General features: G+C 61.3%; 16 protein-coding genes. 3 read left to right on the plus strand and 13 right to left on the minus strand.

Going from position 1 to position 15,097, the window contains the following annotated elements:
- The first annotated feature begins 17 nt into the window (after nucleotides 1-17).
- Complete coding sequence (locus VES88_01180) at nucleotides 18-599, plus strand: DNA-3-methyladenine glycosylase (GenBank protein HYN80087.1); 582 nt, start codon at nucleotides 18-20, stop codon at nucleotides 597-599.
- Nucleotides 600-735: 136 nt separating this feature from the next.
- Here VES88_01180 and VES88_01185 read toward each other — a convergent pair whose 3' ends face one another.
- From VES88_01185 to VES88_01215, 7 genes are all read right to left on the minus strand, one after another.
- Complete coding sequence (locus tag VES88_01185; protein ID HYN80088.1) at nucleotides 736-1,398, minus strand: hypothetical protein; 663 nt, start codon at nucleotides 1,396-1,398, stop codon at nucleotides 736-738.
- A gap of 58 nt (nucleotides 1,399-1,456) precedes the next feature.
- A complete protein-coding gene (locus tag VES88_01190; GenBank protein HYN80089.1) occupies nucleotides 1,457-2,662 on the minus strand; it encodes a glycine C-acetyltransferase in 1,206 nt (401 codons plus the stop codon).
- A 13-nt stretch (nucleotides 2,663-2,675) separates the two neighbouring features.
- On the minus strand, nucleotides 2,676-3,701 hold the full coding sequence (gene tdh, locus VES88_01195; protein ID HYN80090.1) for an L-threonine 3-dehydrogenase: 1,026 nt from the start codon (nucleotides 3,699-3,701) through the stop codon (nucleotides 2,676-2,678).
- Between the two features lie 718 nt (nucleotides 3,702-4,419).
- Complete coding sequence (locus tag VES88_01200) at nucleotides 4,420-5,403, minus strand: ATP-grasp domain-containing protein (GenBank protein HYN80091.1); 984 nt, start codon at nucleotides 5,401-5,403, stop codon at nucleotides 4,420-4,422.
- A complete protein-coding gene (locus VES88_01205; protein ID HYN80092.1) occupies nucleotides 5,400-6,425 on the minus strand; it encodes a hypothetical protein in 1,026 nt (341 codons plus the stop codon). Before VES88_01205 ends, VES88_01200 begins: the two co-directional genes overlap by 4 nt.
- Nucleotides 6,426-6,595: 170 nt before the next feature.
- Entirely contained in the window at nucleotides 6,596-6,748 is a 153-nt protein-coding gene (locus VES88_01210) for a hypothetical protein (GenBank protein ID HYN80093.1), read from the minus strand.
- Nucleotides 6,749-6,955: 207 nt separating this feature from the next.
- The gene (locus VES88_01215) at nucleotides 6,956-7,744 is read right to left on the minus strand and encodes a hypothetical protein (GenBank protein ID HYN80094.1); all 789 of its coding nucleotides are present in this window, start codon (nucleotides 7,742-7,744) and stop codon (nucleotides 6,956-6,958) included.
- Between the two features lie 102 nt (nucleotides 7,745-7,846).
- On the opposite strand from VES88_01215, the gene mutM reads away from it, so the two are divergent.
- Nucleotides 7,847-8,632, plus strand: a complete 786-nt coding sequence (gene mutM / locus VES88_01220; protein ID HYN80095.1) for a bifunctional DNA-formamidopyrimidine glycosylase/DNA-(apurinic or apyrimidinic site) lyase — start codon at nucleotides 7,847-7,849, stop codon at nucleotides 8,630-8,632.
- A gap of 44 nt (nucleotides 8,633-8,676) precedes the next feature.
- Here mutM and VES88_01225 read toward each other — a convergent pair whose 3' ends face one another.
- Complete coding sequence (locus VES88_01225) at nucleotides 8,677-9,843, minus strand: class I SAM-dependent rRNA methyltransferase (protein HYN80096.1); 1,167 nt, start codon at nucleotides 9,841-9,843, stop codon at nucleotides 8,677-8,679.
- Between the two features lie 62 nt (nucleotides 9,844-9,905).
- Here VES88_01225 and VES88_01230 point away from each other — a divergent pair, with 62 nt between their 5' ends.
- Nucleotides 9,906-10,715, plus strand: a complete 810-nt coding sequence (locus tag VES88_01230) for an HD domain-containing phosphohydrolase (protein HYN80097.1) — start codon at nucleotides 9,906-9,908, stop codon at nucleotides 10,713-10,715.
- On the opposite strand, the gene thiE is transcribed toward VES88_01230, so the two are convergent.
- The 5 genes from thiE to VES88_01255 form a co-directional block, all read right to left on the minus strand.
- Nucleotides 10,642-11,256: a thiamine phosphate synthase gene (thiE, locus tag VES88_01235; protein HYN80098.1), complete on the minus strand. Its 615-nt coding sequence runs from the start codon at nucleotides 11,254-11,256 to the stop codon at nucleotides 10,642-10,644. The genes VES88_01230 and thiE overlap by 74 nt on opposite strands.
- Nucleotides 11,253-12,176, minus strand: a complete 924-nt coding sequence (mltG, locus tag VES88_01240; protein ID HYN80099.1) for an endolytic transglycosylase MltG — start codon at nucleotides 12,174-12,176, stop codon at nucleotides 11,253-11,255. The genes thiE and mltG overlap by 4 nt, the downstream gene beginning before the upstream one ends.
- A gap of 28 nt (nucleotides 12,177-12,204) precedes the next feature.
- Nucleotides 12,205-12,633 carry a Holliday junction resolvase RuvX gene (ruvX, locus tag VES88_01245; GenBank protein HYN80100.1) on the minus strand — a complete coding sequence of 143 codons (429 nt, stop codon included), beginning with the start codon at nucleotides 12,631-12,633 and terminating at the stop codon, nucleotides 12,205-12,207.
- 40 nt (nucleotides 12,634-12,673) lie between these two features.
- The gene (gene rho, locus VES88_01250; protein HYN80101.1) at nucleotides 12,674-13,930 is read right to left on the minus strand and encodes a transcription termination factor Rho; all 1,257 of its coding nucleotides are present in this window, start codon (nucleotides 13,928-13,930) and stop codon (nucleotides 12,674-12,676) included.
- 153 nt (nucleotides 13,931-14,083) lie between these two features.
- On the minus strand, nucleotides 14,084-15,031 hold the full coding sequence (locus VES88_01255; GenBank protein ID HYN80102.1) for an MlaD family protein: 948 nt from the start codon (nucleotides 15,029-15,031) through the stop codon (nucleotides 14,084-14,086).
- Nucleotides 15,032-15,097: the final 66 nt, after the last annotated feature.

Below are 15,097 nucleotides of genomic sequence, written 5' to 3' on the forward strand. Positions count from 1 at the left end.
CGGGCGGGTCGCATTCAGTGGGACGAATTCTTCCGCGGGATTTCTACGATCGCGAGACCGAGATCGTAGCTCGCGAGCTGCTTGGAACGATTCTCGAGTGTAGAACGGCCGAGGGCCTTGCGGGCGGAATTATTGTCGAGACCGAGGCATACATCAGCGAGCACGATGCAGCATGCCACGCAGCTGCGGGCCGGACGCAACGCACCGAGCCGCTCTACGGTCAGCCGGGAATCGCGTATGTCTACTTCATCTACGGCATGCACTGGTGCATCAATGCGGTCACTCGCGCCAAGGGTCTGCCCAGCGCCGTACTGATTCGCGCACTCGAGCCGGTCCATGGAATGTCGCTCATGCGCCAGCGGCGTCCGAAGGCAAGAAGGAACCGCGAGCTGACCAACGGGCCCGGAAAACTTTGCGCCGCGCTCGGCGTCGACAGGCGGATGAACGGCCTGCCGCTCCAACGCTATCCAGTTGTCATCCGCGCCGGGGATACTGTAAGCGATCGCGATGTCGAGATCACGCCTCGCATAGGAATCACCCAGGCCGCGGACTGGCAGCTTCGGTATCTCGTCCGCGGGAATCCTTTCGTGTCGCGGTAACGACGGACGTAAGAAAACGAAGCGCAGTCTCTCGGGGGTGGGAGACTGCGCCTCGCCTGGAACATTTCCTTCCTGAACAGTGCTATCAAAACTCGCCGGGCGGACGCCGCCGTCGCGGCAATCCGCCGGCTTTCGTTTACCGGGATCCTTCGCGGGAGCTGCCGAAGTTATATCGAACGCCGGCCTCGAAGAACCCGAGAACGTCATCACCGAGGAGAAAGTTCGACTGCCCGGGGACCACTGACGCCTGCCCGAAAACCGCGAGGCGGTTGAATTGCACCTGCGCTCCAGCCATGCCGAGAACTCCCACCTGACTGCGGCGCTCCTCGATCCTGTCGAACACGGCATCGTCCACATCGTCGTTGCTACCGTTCACGAGCGGCAAGGCAGTTCCCACGAGATCCATGCTGAGCCCGAGGCCGGCATACGGCCGGACTCTGCCGAATCGCTTCGGGAAAACCAGCCCGGCAACTCCGATGCGCCGCATCTTTTCGATCGAGACGGAGCGGATGCCTTCGCTCGTGCTTGCATCGAGCACCGCCGACACCGTCGACACATTGGTTTCATCGAACGACACGTAAAGGCCGCCTCGACTGCGGGTGATGAGCCACTCAGCGCCGTAAGTCGCCGCCGTCTCGCTGGGGCCGAGCGTCGGTGAGAATGTCGCTACACCGGACTTCACTCCCCAGAACCAGCCGTCGTCGAAGTATCGTGCTTCCTGAGCGGAAGCGGCGGAAGACAACGTGGCCGCGCATACCAGGCCGGCAACAAACAGTCGCGTCGTTCGCATTGAGCTCATGCCCCTGCCGGTGGACGTCGCCTCCGGCCGTTGGTGTGACCGGGTCAGTCACACGATTTCAGATTATCCCGAGCTTCCTCCCCACGGTCCTGAAAGCGGCAATCGCCTCGTCCAGATCCGCGCGCGAATGGGCGGCGCTGAGCTGGCACCTGACGCGCGCCTGGCCCTGCGGCACCACCGGGAAGCCGAATCCTGTTACAAAGACGCCTTCCTCCAGCAACATGTCACTCATCCGGATGGCGGAGGCAGTTTCGCCGACTATAATGGGGACGATAGGCGTATCGCCGGGCAGGGGCTTGAACCCGGCTTCGATTATCTGCTCCCGGAAATACCGTACGTTTTCACGCAGCTTTGCGACGCGCTCGGGCTGGGCGCGAAGCACGCGGATTGCGGCGAGCGCGCTCGACGCAACGGTTGGAGGAAGCGCGTTCGAGAACAGCTGAGGCCGCGACCGCTGCGTGAGCATGTCGCACAATGACGCGGGTCCAGCGACGAAACCGCCGGCCGCGCCGCCGAGCGCCTTGCCGAGTGTCGAGGTGATCACGTCCACCTCGCCGAGCACGCCGAAATGCTCGGCGGTTCCGCGTCCGGTCTCGCCGAGCACGCCGGTGCCGTGTGAGTCGTCGACGGCGACAATAGCATCATGCTCACGCGCGATCTCGAGAATATCCGGAAGCTTTGCGATGCTGCCTTCCATCGAGAAGACGCCATCTGTCCAGATGATGCGTCGCTTCGCGTCGCGCGCGGTCTCGAGCTTCGCGACGAGGTCGTCCATGTCGGAGTGCGCGTAGACGGCGGTCGTACACTTGGTGATCGCCTTCGCGAGGCGGAGCGAGTCAATGATCGACGCATGATTCAGTGCATCGCTGACCACGAAGTCGCCGGCCTCGACAATGGTTGCAGTCAATCCCTCGTTCGCGTTCCAGCAGGAGACGTACGACAGAGACGCTTCCGTTCCAACGAGCGACGCGATCTCCCCCTCGAGCTCCTGATGAATCGTGAATGTTCCACAGATGAAGCGGACGCTGCCGGTTCCGGCGCCGAACCTGTCGAGGCCTTCGACCCCCCCGCGTACCACCTCCGGCTCGTCGCACAGGCCGAGGTAGTTGTTCGAGGAAAGGATCAGCACCTCTCCGCGACCTTCCATCGTCACGCGAGCCGACTGTGGCGAATCCACGTAATTGAGCCGCTTGTACACGCCGTCCTTCTTCAGCTGCTCGATGCTCGCGTCGAGCTCGTCGCCGAATTTGCGATTGAGAGCCACCGGTCGTTGTCCCCTATGCGATCTCGAAGATTACCTTGCCGGCTTCCCCGGACTTGATTGCAGCGATTGCCGCGTCGACCTCGTCCATGGGGAACCGATGCGTGATGACGGGCGTCGGATCGAACTCACCCGCGCGAAGGAAGCGCGTCATCTGGTGCCACGTCTCGTACATCCGGCGTCCGACGACCCCATAAATGGTGAGGCCCTTGAAGATTATTTCCTTCGGTAGATCTATCTCGATCGGCTTGACGGGGATTCCGAGCATCTGTATCCGCCCGCCCACTCTCACCATCGCGAACGCCTGATGAATAGCGGCGGGAACTCCGGACATCTCGAGCACTACGTCCACGCCCAGCCCGTCGGTTGCGGATCTCACGACCCTCTCGACCTGGTCGGGCGTGATGGCGTCGTGTGCGCCCATTTCCTTTGCAAGCTGCAGGCGCGTCTGGTTGATGTCCGATGCGATGATGCGCGACGCGCCGGCCGCCCTGCAGATACCGACGGCGAAAATACCGATGGGCCCGCAGCCGGTAACGAGCACAGTGGCGCCTGGTATGTCCGCGGTGAGCGCCGTGTGAAACGCGTTTCCCATGGGATCGTGAATGCCGCCTACGTCGTAGCTGATCGAGTCGTCGAGATGCCAGACGTTGGTGGCCGGCATTGCAATGAATTCCGCGAAGCACCCGTCGCGATCGACGCCGATGATTTTCGTGTGCGGACAGACGTGAGCGTTTCCGGTGCGACACAGCAGACAGCGTCCGTCGACGATGTGGCCTTCAGCCGTGACGCGATCGCCCTCCTGCACGTCGGTCACGAGTCGTCCCACTTCGACGACGTCACCCGCGAACTCGTGACCCACCACGAACGGCGGCCTGCATCGCCCTCGTGCCCAATCGTCCCAGTCGTAGATGTGGACGTCCGTCCCGCAGACTCCCGCGCGCCGAACACGGATCAGTACCTCATCCTCCCTGATCTTCGGCTCGGGCACGTCGCGCAGCACGATTCCCGGCGCTGCTGATTCCTTCACGAGGGCTTTCATTGGCGGGAGGTAAGGTGCAATCCATGCGCCTCGTGTGGAAGTGTCGCCCGGATACCTCCCCTCTTGTGACCCGCCTCTCGCCCGGCGGACGGATCATTGCGCTTGCCACAGAAACACAGAATCACAGAAGACTTGAATGGGAACAGCTCGTGCCACTCGGGCTTCAGTCGCCAAGATGAGTTGAATCCAAAAGAAAAATGCAGAACGCCGCATCGATGTTTGACGCGGCGTTTCAATGTTGTTCGGCGCTTCTGTGATTCTGTGGCAAGCGCACAGATCCATCCAGAAAATGAATCCATCTCATGCGCACTGCAGGTTGCATCATCATCGTTTCAAATAAATAGTTGTTGCGTGGATTTTTTGTTGCTCCTATATTCGCGCCGTGGTCGCAACTGCATTGCGGCATCGAGTTTGCGACGCACTGTGACCACGCGGGCCTGTTCGGACGCTGCATCAGTCGGCAGTTCCACCGGGGAACTCGCCGAATAGTTCAACTCCTTCATGGAGAGACTACACAATGGCAGCAGCGAAGAAGGGTGGCCGAAAGAAGACAGCGAGAAAATCCTCTCGGAAGAAAAGCACCGCGAAGAAAGGCGGTCGCAGGAAGACAGCGAGAAAGAAAGCGACCAGAAAGCGGCGCTAGCATCCGCGTCTGAACAAAAAGAAAGCCGGCCACGTGCCGGCTTTCTTGTTATCCTATCCTTCGTCCCGTATCCAGTCAGCGCGAGTAACGCGCGCTCGCCAGCTCCACAATCCTGTTGATCAGCGCAGGATACTCGATGCCATGCTTCTGCGCCGCGGTCGCAAACTCACTTTTCGTCTCGAGATAGCAGTTCGGATTCACCTCGATCACGTAGATCTTTCCCGACTCCGTCACGCGGAGATCGACTCGGGCATAATCCCGAAGCCGCAGTGCCTGGAACGCATCGATCGCAACCTTCTTCATCCTCTCGGCAAGCTCGTCGGGAAGGTTCGTGGGGAAAATCGATTCCGTCCCGGCGAACTCGGCGCCCTTTCCGTCGCCGTCGTCACCCCACTTGGCCGCCCAGCTGGCGATCTTCGGCAGGTCGGCGGGGAATTTCGAGAAATCAAGCTCGATGATGGGCAACGCCTCCACGCTACTGTTGCCGAGGACGCCGACGTAGAATTCCCGGCCATCTATGAACTCCTCCGCGAGAACCGGTGACTGGTACTCAGTCTGAAGCGAGCTGATCGCCTCCAGCAGCTCCTTCACATCGTTGACGATGGACTTCTGTGTTATCCCGAGCGACGCATCTTCCTGCGGTGGCTTCACGATCAACGGAAAGTTGATGTCACCTGCCCAGTCTACGTTGCCGCGAAAGACCGTGGCAAAGCGCGCCGTGAGAATCCCATGGAACGACAACACCTTCTTTGTCAGCGTCTTGTCGCCGGCGACTATCAGACCGGCGGGACTGGACCCCGTGTACCGGAGCTTCAGAAGATTGAGCAGCGCCGCGACATTCGACTCGAGCGCGCTCTTGCCACCGAACGATTCAGCGATGTTGAAAACGAGATCGGGCGGATCGGATTTGAGTGCCGCGATCACGGGCTCGACCGAATCGTCTACGACAATGCGCCTCGTCTCATGTCCGCTAGAGCGAAGAGCTTCGTCGATCTGGTCAAGCACCGGATCAATCGGCGGCTCGAGCGCGTCCTGCGTGTGAAGAAGAGCGACCTTCATTCCTCGTCGGCCTCGCTGCCATCCATCACGTTGGTGTGTCTGTAGTTCATTATTACCGCTGTCCCGAATGCCGTCAGCTCGATCAGTGTCGACGCCTCGAGCCCCCGCACACGAAGGCCGAGCGACTCGGTGCGCTCCCGCAGAAAATCTATGAACTGTTTCACGACGTAGCTGCTCTCGCCTGTCCAATACGAAATCCGGGCCACGATCTCCCTCCGATGGCCGGCGATGAATTCCGCGGCTGTCTGCGCAGACGGCGCCTCCGCATCAGAAGCAAAGATATTCCGGAGATCGCCGTCGAACACCCGGTGGTCGCTGATTGGAATTGAATCCTCGGCATCGCGGTAATGCTCTTCGACAGTGTAGCTCATCGCAGATACGGGGAGATCGTCCTCGGTCGGCTCCACCACCGCCGGCTCGTCCCCTACGTCGCGCATGACGCGATCGACATACTCGAGCTTCTTCAGGGCAGGCCACTCGGCGTAGGCATTCCGCCAGTCACTGTCGGGCGTGAGCCAGACGGCGAACGATTCGGCAAAATCCTCGTCCGGATGCTTTTGCGCGTACCAGCCGAGGATGTGACGAACGAAATCGTGTGAGAAAGGATCGGCGCGATAGCGGTCGCGATAAGGACGCGAGTATGGTCCGAACGTCTTCCGCCAGTCGGCACGGTCGTAAAGGCGATACGCGTAATTGAATGCGTGACCAGCTTCGTGACGCATGTATCGCATCGCGTCATCGTCGGATTCGATGCCCAGAGCGAGGTCGTCTTCGATCTGCGCCAGCCTCGGATCCGCGAGGTAGAATGGAACTCCGATGAGCGGGGTTCCGTCCGGACATCCCCACTGGTCGCTCAGATATACGGGAGGCCGGAATGCGAGCCCCTTGGCGGCAAGCTCGGCGTAGAGCTGCTCCACCATTTTCTCGACCCGGGTTCCGGCAATCGTGAGACCGAAATCCGAGATCTTCTGCGCCATCAGGGTTCGGCGCTCGCCTTCCCAGTTGGCGAAAGCTTCTTCCACAGTCGCGTCTCGCAGGAGTGAGTAGGTAGATCGGCTAAACCGAAAAATACCCGAGTCGAGCGGCGGAGTGGGCGACGCCGTGGACCCCATCCGCGCCGGAACGCCGAACGAGACGCAAAAAAGCCCTGCCAGCGATGACGGGGCTTATCCTATTCTATAGTAGAGCTGCGCTAGGCCGCTTTCGAAGCCGGATCGACTGTGGGCTCCGGGGCCGGGCCCCAGATGTACGCTGAGAAAACCGTCGGATATTCCGCGCGATCTCCATTCGATATGATTATGCCAAGCGGCTCGTTGAGCTCTGCCGGCTGACTCTCTTTCTTCATTCCCGCCTCATTGGTTTAACGCTCAGCGAGCGCCGAGCATGAGTGGGTAAAGCACCCACAGTGCCAGAGTTGGGGGAAAAGTTAACTTGTTATCTTACTTGGAGTTACGAGACGTACGCCAGCGGACGGCGGCTGGATTTGTCGCGGAACAACACAAAAACATGAGACAATGTGTGTCGAAATGATACGGCCCTGTTGAGTTCCTGGCTACGCGACCGCTTTTCTGGCGAGGAATGATTTACCCGACGCGCCGTCCTCCACCACCGACACTTCCCAGCCCTTGTAGCTCTTTTTGAGCTCGGAAAGTGAGACTCCGGACTGACCGGCGATGATCGTCGCGACGAGGTGCACACCCCCGTCTTCGGTCGCGCTCTGGAGGACTCCGATCACCTGCGCCCGCTGCCTGGCAGTCAATCCGGAGAACGCTGCAGGCGTGCAGATGACGGCACTGAGCGATCGGTCCGGAGAAGGAGCCCACGCTCTCAGTCCTTCAGCGTGGTGATCGATGCGGCCGGGCAGGCTCCCGACATCCGCATTGTTCAGAAAACTTGCCTTCATGTCCGACTGCCCGTCGATCGCGGTGACTGCGCACCCGTGCGCCGCGAGATAGAGGGCTGCACTCGCGATCTGGTCGCCGGCAACGAGGACGCGCGAGTCTGCCGGCGGATGAATCTCGCGCGCCACGGCACTATCGGGACTCAGGCCCCAGTGCTCGGGCCGCATGAACTCCTGGAGCTCTTTCTGTCGCTTGAGCTCGCGCTTCCGCCACGTGGCATAAGAAGGAAGCCGCAGCCGCTTCCGGATTATCTTGTCGACTTCGACGACGAGCAAGAGCTCGTTCATCGAGATTTGCATCCCCGACTGCAGCGACGCGACCGCCTCGTCCCCAATCTTGAGGAGAGTCGCGCGTGAGATCGATTCTTTGTAAGCCTCGATCTCGTCTTCGATGAACAGATCGTATTCGTGCTTGAGCGATCTTGGAGCTGATTGACGCATCTAGCGGGGTCGGAGGTGACGCACACTCCGGGAGTGCGGCGAGTGAGAAGCTAGAGCATCGAAGGATTCACGCAAGTATCTTTTTTCTCCCGAGCCCAAACGATGCCAGAGCTGCCTGAAGTAGAAAGAGCGATGCGCCGCCTTCGCGCTGCGATAGAAGGCAAGACAATCGCCGCGGTGCGGACACTGCATTTCGCGCTGACGCGCCAGCTTCCCGACGCGATGGCGCAGCGCCTGAAAGCGAAACGAATCTCTCGCGTCGAGCGAAGGGGCAAGCACCAGCTCATTCACCTCGACGATGGCTCGGTGCTGCACGCGCATTTCCGGATGAACGGCGACTGGATGATCAGCCGCGCTGACGGAGCTCCCGACCGGTTCACGCGCGCCATTATCGATCTGACCGACGGCACGCGAGTAGAGCTGAACGACCGGCGCGCTCTCTCGGCACTCAGCCTTCACGCGTCAGCCGACGATTCGCTGCCTTCTCTCGGGATGGAAGCGAACGACGCTTCTCTCGACGCCGAATATTTATCGAAGGCGTTGAGCTCGAGACGCGGGCCAATCAAGCCGGCACTGATGGACCAGAAGGTGATCGCGGGCCTCGGGAACATCTACGCCGCCGAGGCGCTCTGGCGGGCGCGGATCAATCCTCGCGCGGTTGCCAGCTCTGTCTCGAAGGCTCGCCTCACACGACTTGTGGGCGCAGTCCGCGACGTCCTCGGCTCAAAAAATCGCCCGCCCGGCCGCTACACGGATAAGACCAATCGCCACCGTTTTGCAGTGTACGACCGCGAGGGTGAGCCTTGCGTTGTCTGTGAAACGTCGATCCGACGAATCATCCAGGCTGGGCGATCGACGTACTTCTGTCCGAAGTGCCAGCGTAGCTGAGTCGATCATTATTCCGTCTGTGGCAAGCGCACAGATGCAGCAAATCAATCGAGTGCCTCCAGCAGAGCACCTTTGATGTACCCAGTCTCCGGAATCGTCAGTACTTCCGGATGATCGAGCGGCTGCCCGCGAAGCTCACGGATTGCGATTCGCCGTCCACTGTCGGCCGCGGCGGACTCCAGCATCTCCAGAAAGAGCGGCTTCGTCAGATGGAAGCTGCAGCTCGCCGTGTACAGCATTCCCCCTGACGAAAGAAGTCGCATTGCGCGGAGATTGATCTCGTTGTATCCGCGGAGCGCACCGGGAAGCGACGCCCGGGTTTTCGCGAACGCCGGCGGATCGAGGACGATCGTATCGAATCGAGTTTCGGTCTTTTCACACTCCCGCAGATAATCGAATGCGTTCGCCTCGACAAAATCGATGTTGCCAAGTCCATTGAGGTCGGCATTCTGCCGGGCCCGCTCGAGCGCCTGCGCGGAAGAGTCGAGTGCCGTGACCGTGGCCGCATTGCGCGCCAAGTGCAGAGCGAATGATCCGTGATAGCTGAACGCATCGAGGGCACGCCCGCGTGCGTGCTCTCCCGCGATGCGCCTGTTTTCACGCTGATCCAGAAAGGCACCCGTCTTCTGCCCCGTCCATGGAGCCGCGAGATACCTCAGCTCGTACTCGTCCACCTCGATCTCACGGGGAACTTCACCGTGAAGCAGGATTGTCTCGCGCGGAAGACCTTCCTTCGCCCGAAGAGGGACGTCGTTGCGCGCCAGAAGGCCCTCGATGCGGGTGACGTCTACGATCGCCTCGACAATCTCGCCCCGAAACGCTTCGAGCCCGGCGCTCATCAGCTGCACGACCGCCCACCTGTCGTAACGGTCGCAAACTAGTGACGGACAACCGTCCGCCTCGCCGTGCACCACGCGGTACGCATTCGTGATGGGCTCCAGGCTCACCCGCCGCGCGGCAGCTGCGGCAATACGCTCGTGCCACCAGTCGCCGTCGATGACTGCGCCGGGGTCGGAGTCCAGCAGCCGCAGGGATATCTCCGAACGTGGACTCCACAGCGCCCATCCGAGTGGCCGGTTTCGATTGTCCCGCACAGCCACGACACCGGCATCCGAGTCCGGCCGCTCCGACACGTCGCTCCGGTAGATCCACGGGTGTCCGGCCTGCCACCGCTTGAAACCCTTCGCGGTTACCTTTGCGGTGTCGCGCATTGTCCAATGTAACGCGCGAATCTCGTGGTTGCGGCTCCGACTCTTGCATAGGAAAAACCTCGATGCCTAGAGCTGTCGCACTCGGTATAGGTCTCGCTGCCGGCGGGCTGGTGATCCGAGAGCGGCGATTCCGGATACGCGCGGAACGACTTGGCGCCGCCACGCTCGAAACCCTGCTGGCGACAATCGACGCCAACGACGCCGTCACCGGCGCGCATGTTCGGCGCGTCGCCGATTACGCGCTGATACTAGCCGAAGCGGCCGAGCTCGATGAGCGAAAGCGGCGCAGCGTCGAGCGGGTCGCGCTCTTTCACGACATCGGCAAAATCCACGAGGCGATCAATGACATCTTTCACGACAGGAGTCGCCTGACGCCGAGTGAGTGGCGGGCGGTGATGACGCATCCACGCCGAGGCGCGGATGTACTGGAGCCGCTTCGACCATTCTATCCCGATCTGGCTGAAGGAGTCCTCTCTCACCACGAGCGATGGGATGGGACAGGCTACCCTCGGCAGCTCAAGGGACGGCGCATCCCTATGACCGCGCGGGTCGTCGCTCTCGCCGACACGTTCGATGCAGTCACTCACGAGCGCCGATACAGCCAAGCCCGCAGCATTGCCGAAGCGACGAAGGTGCTACTCGAGGGCCGCGGGACTCAGTTCGATCCGGATCTCGTGGACCTGTTCGTCAGCCCGCCGGTGATGGATCTGATTGGTGCCAGGATGGCGGCAAAGGAGAGGCCGGCCGGCAAGCACCACCGTCGCTCAAACAAGCTGATCAGCGATAGCGTGCCCGACCTCAAGTTTCGATGGCGGAGCGGAGCCGCCGCGCGGCCGCGGCAGGGTCGCTCGAGCCGAAAACCCCCGCGATAGAAGCGACTCCATACGCACCGGCGGCAATCGGGACAGCTGCATTCTCAGCCGTGACGCCGCCAATGCCCACGGCAGGGAGCCCCACCAATTGCGCGAGCCGGGAAAATCCTTCCGGTCCGAGCGGTGCTCCGGCATCGTCCTTCGAGCCCGTCGCGAAGAAGGGCCCGATCCCGACATAGTCTGCGCCTGCAGACCCAGCGACTTCGGCATCATTGCCGACCGATGCGCCAATGATGAACTCGAGAGGCGCCATCCTTCTGATCGCGGAAGGAGGGACATCGTCCGGCCCCAGATGAACCCCTGCGGCCCCCGCTGCTATCGCCACGTCGGCGCGATCGTTGACAATCACCGGAACCCCAACGGCGCGCACGAGCTCTCGCGCAACGCCAACGAGATCCCTCGCCGGAACGTCCTTCAGGCGGAGCTGAATGCACGTTGCTCCGCCATGCGCAGCAGCGGCCGCGCGCGCGATCAATCCGCTTTTACCGTCGCGGATATGGTCGGTGATCGCGATGAGTCGTATCGTCGCGGGATCTATCACCGGACCATGCGTCTGGCGATCTCGTGCTCGGCGAGCGTGTTTCGGAATTCGTGATGACCGTCCGAGTGGGCGACGAAATAGCGGTAGGAAACCTTCGCGGGATTGAGCGCCGCAAGGAGGCTGGCGCCGCCGGGTGACGAAATCGGGCCAGGTGGAAGTCCCGCGTGTACGTAAGTGTTGTACGGCGACTCTACCAGGAGGTCCTTGTACAGCAGGCGAGGAGTGTGACGGCCGAGAGCGTACTGGACGGTCGGATCAGCCTGAAGAAGCATCTTCTCCCGCAGCCGGTTGTGATACACGGCAGAGATCACCGGACGCTCTTCCGCTCGCTTTGCTTCCTCTTCGATGATCGAGGCGAGTGTCACGATTTCATGCCGGTTCATCCCCAGAGTCGAGAGCTGCAGGTTCCAATCAGGTTTCCACTCGCGCTCGAATCGACGTACCATCTCGCCGACCGCCTGACGCGCGGTCGTGCCATCCGGAAAAGCGTACGTATCAGGGAACAGGTACCCCTCGAGATTCGGCGTCGGAATATCGAGCCGACGGAGCAGTACCGTGTCGCGGACTGCAGCCGTGACTGAATCCACGGGAACCTGAAGTGTACGCGCGAGGAGCGGCGCTATCTGGTTGAGGTTGAACCCTTCCGGAATCGTGATCGTGTTGACCAGTCCGTGCCCGCCGTTCAGCGCACGCAGGATCTCCGTCCATGGAGTTCCGCGCTTCAGGAGATAGGTCCCCGGCTTGATGTTGCGGTCATCACCTTTCACGCGCGCAAGTGCTTTGAAGAAAAACGGAGAACTCACGATTCCTGCTTTCTCCAGAGAATCAGTCGCCGTGGCAAAGCTTGCTCCCTTTGGAACGATCACGCGGATTGCCGGGCCGGTGGGGCTGCCGCACGCAGTGAGCAGGACCGCCGCCATGCCGAGGAGCAACTTGTTCCGCAGTGGTCTACTCCGGCAAGTCGAGCGCATGTCTCAGCAGAATCGCTGCGGCCATCGCATCGACGTCACCTTTTCGTCCGCGCGTCGATCCACCCATCTCGCGCACTGCGCGCAGAGAAGCTGCAGTCGTGAATCTCTCGTCGACGAATCGCACGGGCAGTCCAGTGCGTTTGCCAAGCTCGGCGCCGACGGCTCTCACTTCGCGCGTCCACGATGTTTCGTCTCCGTTCTGATCGAGCGGGAGCCCGAGCACAAAGCCCCGTGCCTCGAGCGCGGTGGCGCGTCTGATAATCTCCGCCACGGGAGGGCGCTTACCGGCGCGACGCACGATGAAACCCGCGGGTGACGCAATCATCCCGAGCGGATCGCTGATGGCCAGTCCCACACGCTTCTCTCCGTAGTCCACAGCCAGATATCTGCCGAGCGCCGAAGTCATGGAATGGGTGAGCAAATTGAGGAGATGCGTCCAGCCGGCGTCAACTCCCCTGCGCCATCTGCTGGAAGAACTCGGCGTTGTTCTTCGATTTCTTCATCTGTCGCAAGAGGAATTCCACCGCTTCCGCTTCCGGCATATCCGAGAGAAACTGGCGGAGCAGAAAGACGCGGTTCATCTCGGCCTGGGTGAGAAGAAGCTCTTCCTTTCTCGTTCCGGACTTGAAGATGTCGATTGCCGGGAAGACTCTCCGGTCGGCGATCTTCCTGTCGAGAACGAGCTCCATGTTGCCGGTTCCCTTGAACTCCTCGAAAATCACGTCGTCCATGCGTGATCCGGTCTCCGTAAGCGCGGTCGCGATGATCGTCATCGATCCTCCTCCGTCGATCTTTCGCGCGCTGCCGAAAAAACGCTTTGGCTTGTGAAGGCCTGCGGCATCGACGCCGCCGGAGAGAATCTTCCCGGACTGCGGTGCCATCGCGTTGTGCGCACGCGCAAATCGAGTGAGCGAATCGAGAAGAATCACCACGTCCTTGCCGCTCTCGACGAGACGCTTTGCCTTTTCCAGAACCATGTCCGCGACCTGAACGTGCCGCGCGGCACCCTCGTCGAAGGTCGAGCTGATGACTTCAGTGCGAACCGTGCTGGCGATCATCTCCGTGACTTCCTCGGGCCGCTCATCGATCAGCAGCATGATGATCGTGACTTCCGGATGGTTCTCCGAAATGGAGTTGGCGATTTTCTGGAGGAGTATCGTTTTCCCGGCGCGCGGCGGCGAGACGATGATTCCGCGCTGGCCCTTGCCGATCGGAGCGAAGATGTCCACCACGCGCATCGAGAGGTCGCCGTCCTTCGACTCGAGGCGAAGACGTGTATCCGGATAGCGCGGCCGAAGGTTGTCGAACGGCACCCGCGACTTCGCCATCTCCGGGTCGAGCCCGTTGACGCTCTCCACCTTGAGCAGCGCGAGGTATTTCTCCCAGGCCTTTGGCGGCCGGACTTGTCCTCTGACCAGATCCCCCGTCAGCAGGCCGAAGCGCTTGATCTGGGACGGTGAGACGTAGATGTCGTCGGGTCCGGCGAGATAGCTGTAGTCCTGACTCCGCAGGAATCCGTAACCCTCGGGCAGTATCTCGAGCACGCCTTCGCCGTGCAGCGCGACATCCGAGTCGAGCAGGTTTTGCTCGATACGAAAAATCAGCTCAGGCTTAGTGACGACCGACGTTCCGGCGATCTTGAGACCGTCGGCCATGTCCTGCAGCTCGGTTACTGATTTGCGCTTGAGCTCTGCGATGTCCACTGCTAATGCGGAGGGGAAGAGAAGAGGGAAGCGCGGGGCGGGGCGCGCGTGCCCGGATTACTTGCGAAGATTCGTGTGCGGAGGGAAGACAACGGCTGTCCGGACCGTCGCTGTACTGGCGAACCTAACTGTACCTGAAAATCGGGTCAAGATTCAAAACGACAGGTATCTCAACGGATGCTTCCTGAGGTCGATCATGAGCGAGTCGAGGTTTGCCCGAGCCTGCCCCATCGCGCGCTTCAACGCGGTGTCGGAGCGCAGGCGCGAGACGCCTCCGCCCTCGGTCGAAAAGATCCGGCGAAGCGAATCGACTTCCGCTCTTACACTGGCGATTTCCCGCATCAAAGTGGAATCGCGGCGGAAGCGCCCGACGTTGCCGCTTCCGGACGATACCAGAAGCTTGATCGAATCCGTCTGCGCCATCACCCGGCGAATACGGTCGCCCAGTGCACCGCGATGGGCGAGTGCGAGCGTTCCACTTCCCTTAGTCGCGCGGTTCATGATATCCGCGCTCACGGCATGGGCGGAGCGCATCGAGGCCATGCCGGTCGATCGGAACTGGCCGATACTGGTCGTGCGATCGCTCATCAGCCGCAGGAGCCTCCCCGTGCTGTCAGCGACGCGGACGAGTCCCGCGGCAAGCGTGTCGATCTGGTCGTCGATGCCTGGCTTTCCTCCGACGAGTGCCGCGATCGTGTCACCGCTTTTCACCGGTGGAGCTGCCGCTGTGCCCCCACCGATGTAGACCACCGGACTGCCGATGAGATTTCCGCCGGCGCGTATGTCGCCGAACGAGTTTTTCCGGATCAGGTGGAAACGGTCGGCCATGATTTCCGTCTCGATGGCGAGCCGGTGGAGCGTGTCCACCGTGACCGGCCGAAACGTGATGTTCTTCACCAGCCCGACTTTCCGGCCGAGCAGCCACACGTCAGTCCCCTTGAGAACGCCTGGAGCGTGGTCGACCGTGACGTAGAGTGTCTCGGTATCGCCGTGCAGCGCGCCTACGCGGGCGAACAGGAGGATGGAGAGGACGGCGACGGTAACTCCCGCAACGCAGAGCAGACCGATCTTCAGCTCGCTCCAGTGGACCTTCGATGCCATTCAGAAAGCTACCGGGAGGGGAAGCTGGCGAGCAATCTCGGGCCGCAAAGGGGAACGGAAAAGGAA

Source organism: Gemmatimonadaceae bacterium (assembly GCA_035633115.1).
GTDB lineage: Bacteria > Gemmatimonadota > Gemmatimonadetes > Gemmatimonadales > Gemmatimonadaceae > UBA4720.

Excerpts from the sequence above, each read along its gene's own strand:
- VES88_01185 (HYN80088.1), bottom strand. The coding sequence starts at position 1,398 with ATGAGCTCAATGCGAACGACGCGACTGTTTGTTGCCGGCCTGGTATGC.
- tdh (HYN80090.1), bottom strand. The coding sequence starts at position 3,701 with ATGAAAGCCCTCGTGAAGGAATCAGCAGCGCCGGGAATCGTGCTGCGC.
- VES88_01200 (HYN80091.1), bottom strand. The coding sequence starts at position 5,403 with ATGAAGGTCGCTCTTCTTCACACGCAGGACGCGCTCGAGCCGCCGATT.
- VES88_01210 (HYN80093.1), bottom strand. The coding sequence starts at position 6,748 with ATGAAGAAAGAGAGTCAGCCGGCAGAGCTCAACGAGCCGCTTGGCATA.
- VES88_01215 (HYN80094.1), bottom strand. The coding sequence starts at position 7,744 with ATGCGTCAATCAGCTCCAAGATCGCTCAAGCACGAATACGATCTGTTC.
- mutM (HYN80095.1), top strand. The coding sequence starts at position 7,847 with ATGCCAGAGCTGCCTGAAGTAGAAAGAGCGATGCGCCGCCTTCGCGCT.
- VES88_01225 (HYN80096.1), bottom strand. The coding sequence starts at position 9,843 with ATGCGCGACACCGCAAAGGTAACCGCGAAGGGTTTCAAGCGGTGGCAG.
- VES88_01230 (HYN80097.1), top strand. The coding sequence starts at position 9,906 with ATGCCTAGAGCTGTCGCACTCGGTATAGGTCTCGCTGCCGGCGGGCTG.
- mltG (HYN80099.1), bottom strand. The coding sequence starts at position 12,176 with ATGGCGGCGGTCCTGCTCACTGCGTGCGGCAGCCCCACCGGCCCGGCA.
- ruvX (HYN80100.1), bottom strand. The coding sequence starts at position 12,633 with ATGACTTCGGCGCTCGGCAGATATCTGGCTGTGGACTACGGAGAGAAG.
- VES88_01255 (HYN80102.1), bottom strand. The coding sequence starts at position 15,031 with ATGGCATCGAAGGTCCACTGGAGCGAGCTGAAGATCGGTCTGCTCTGC.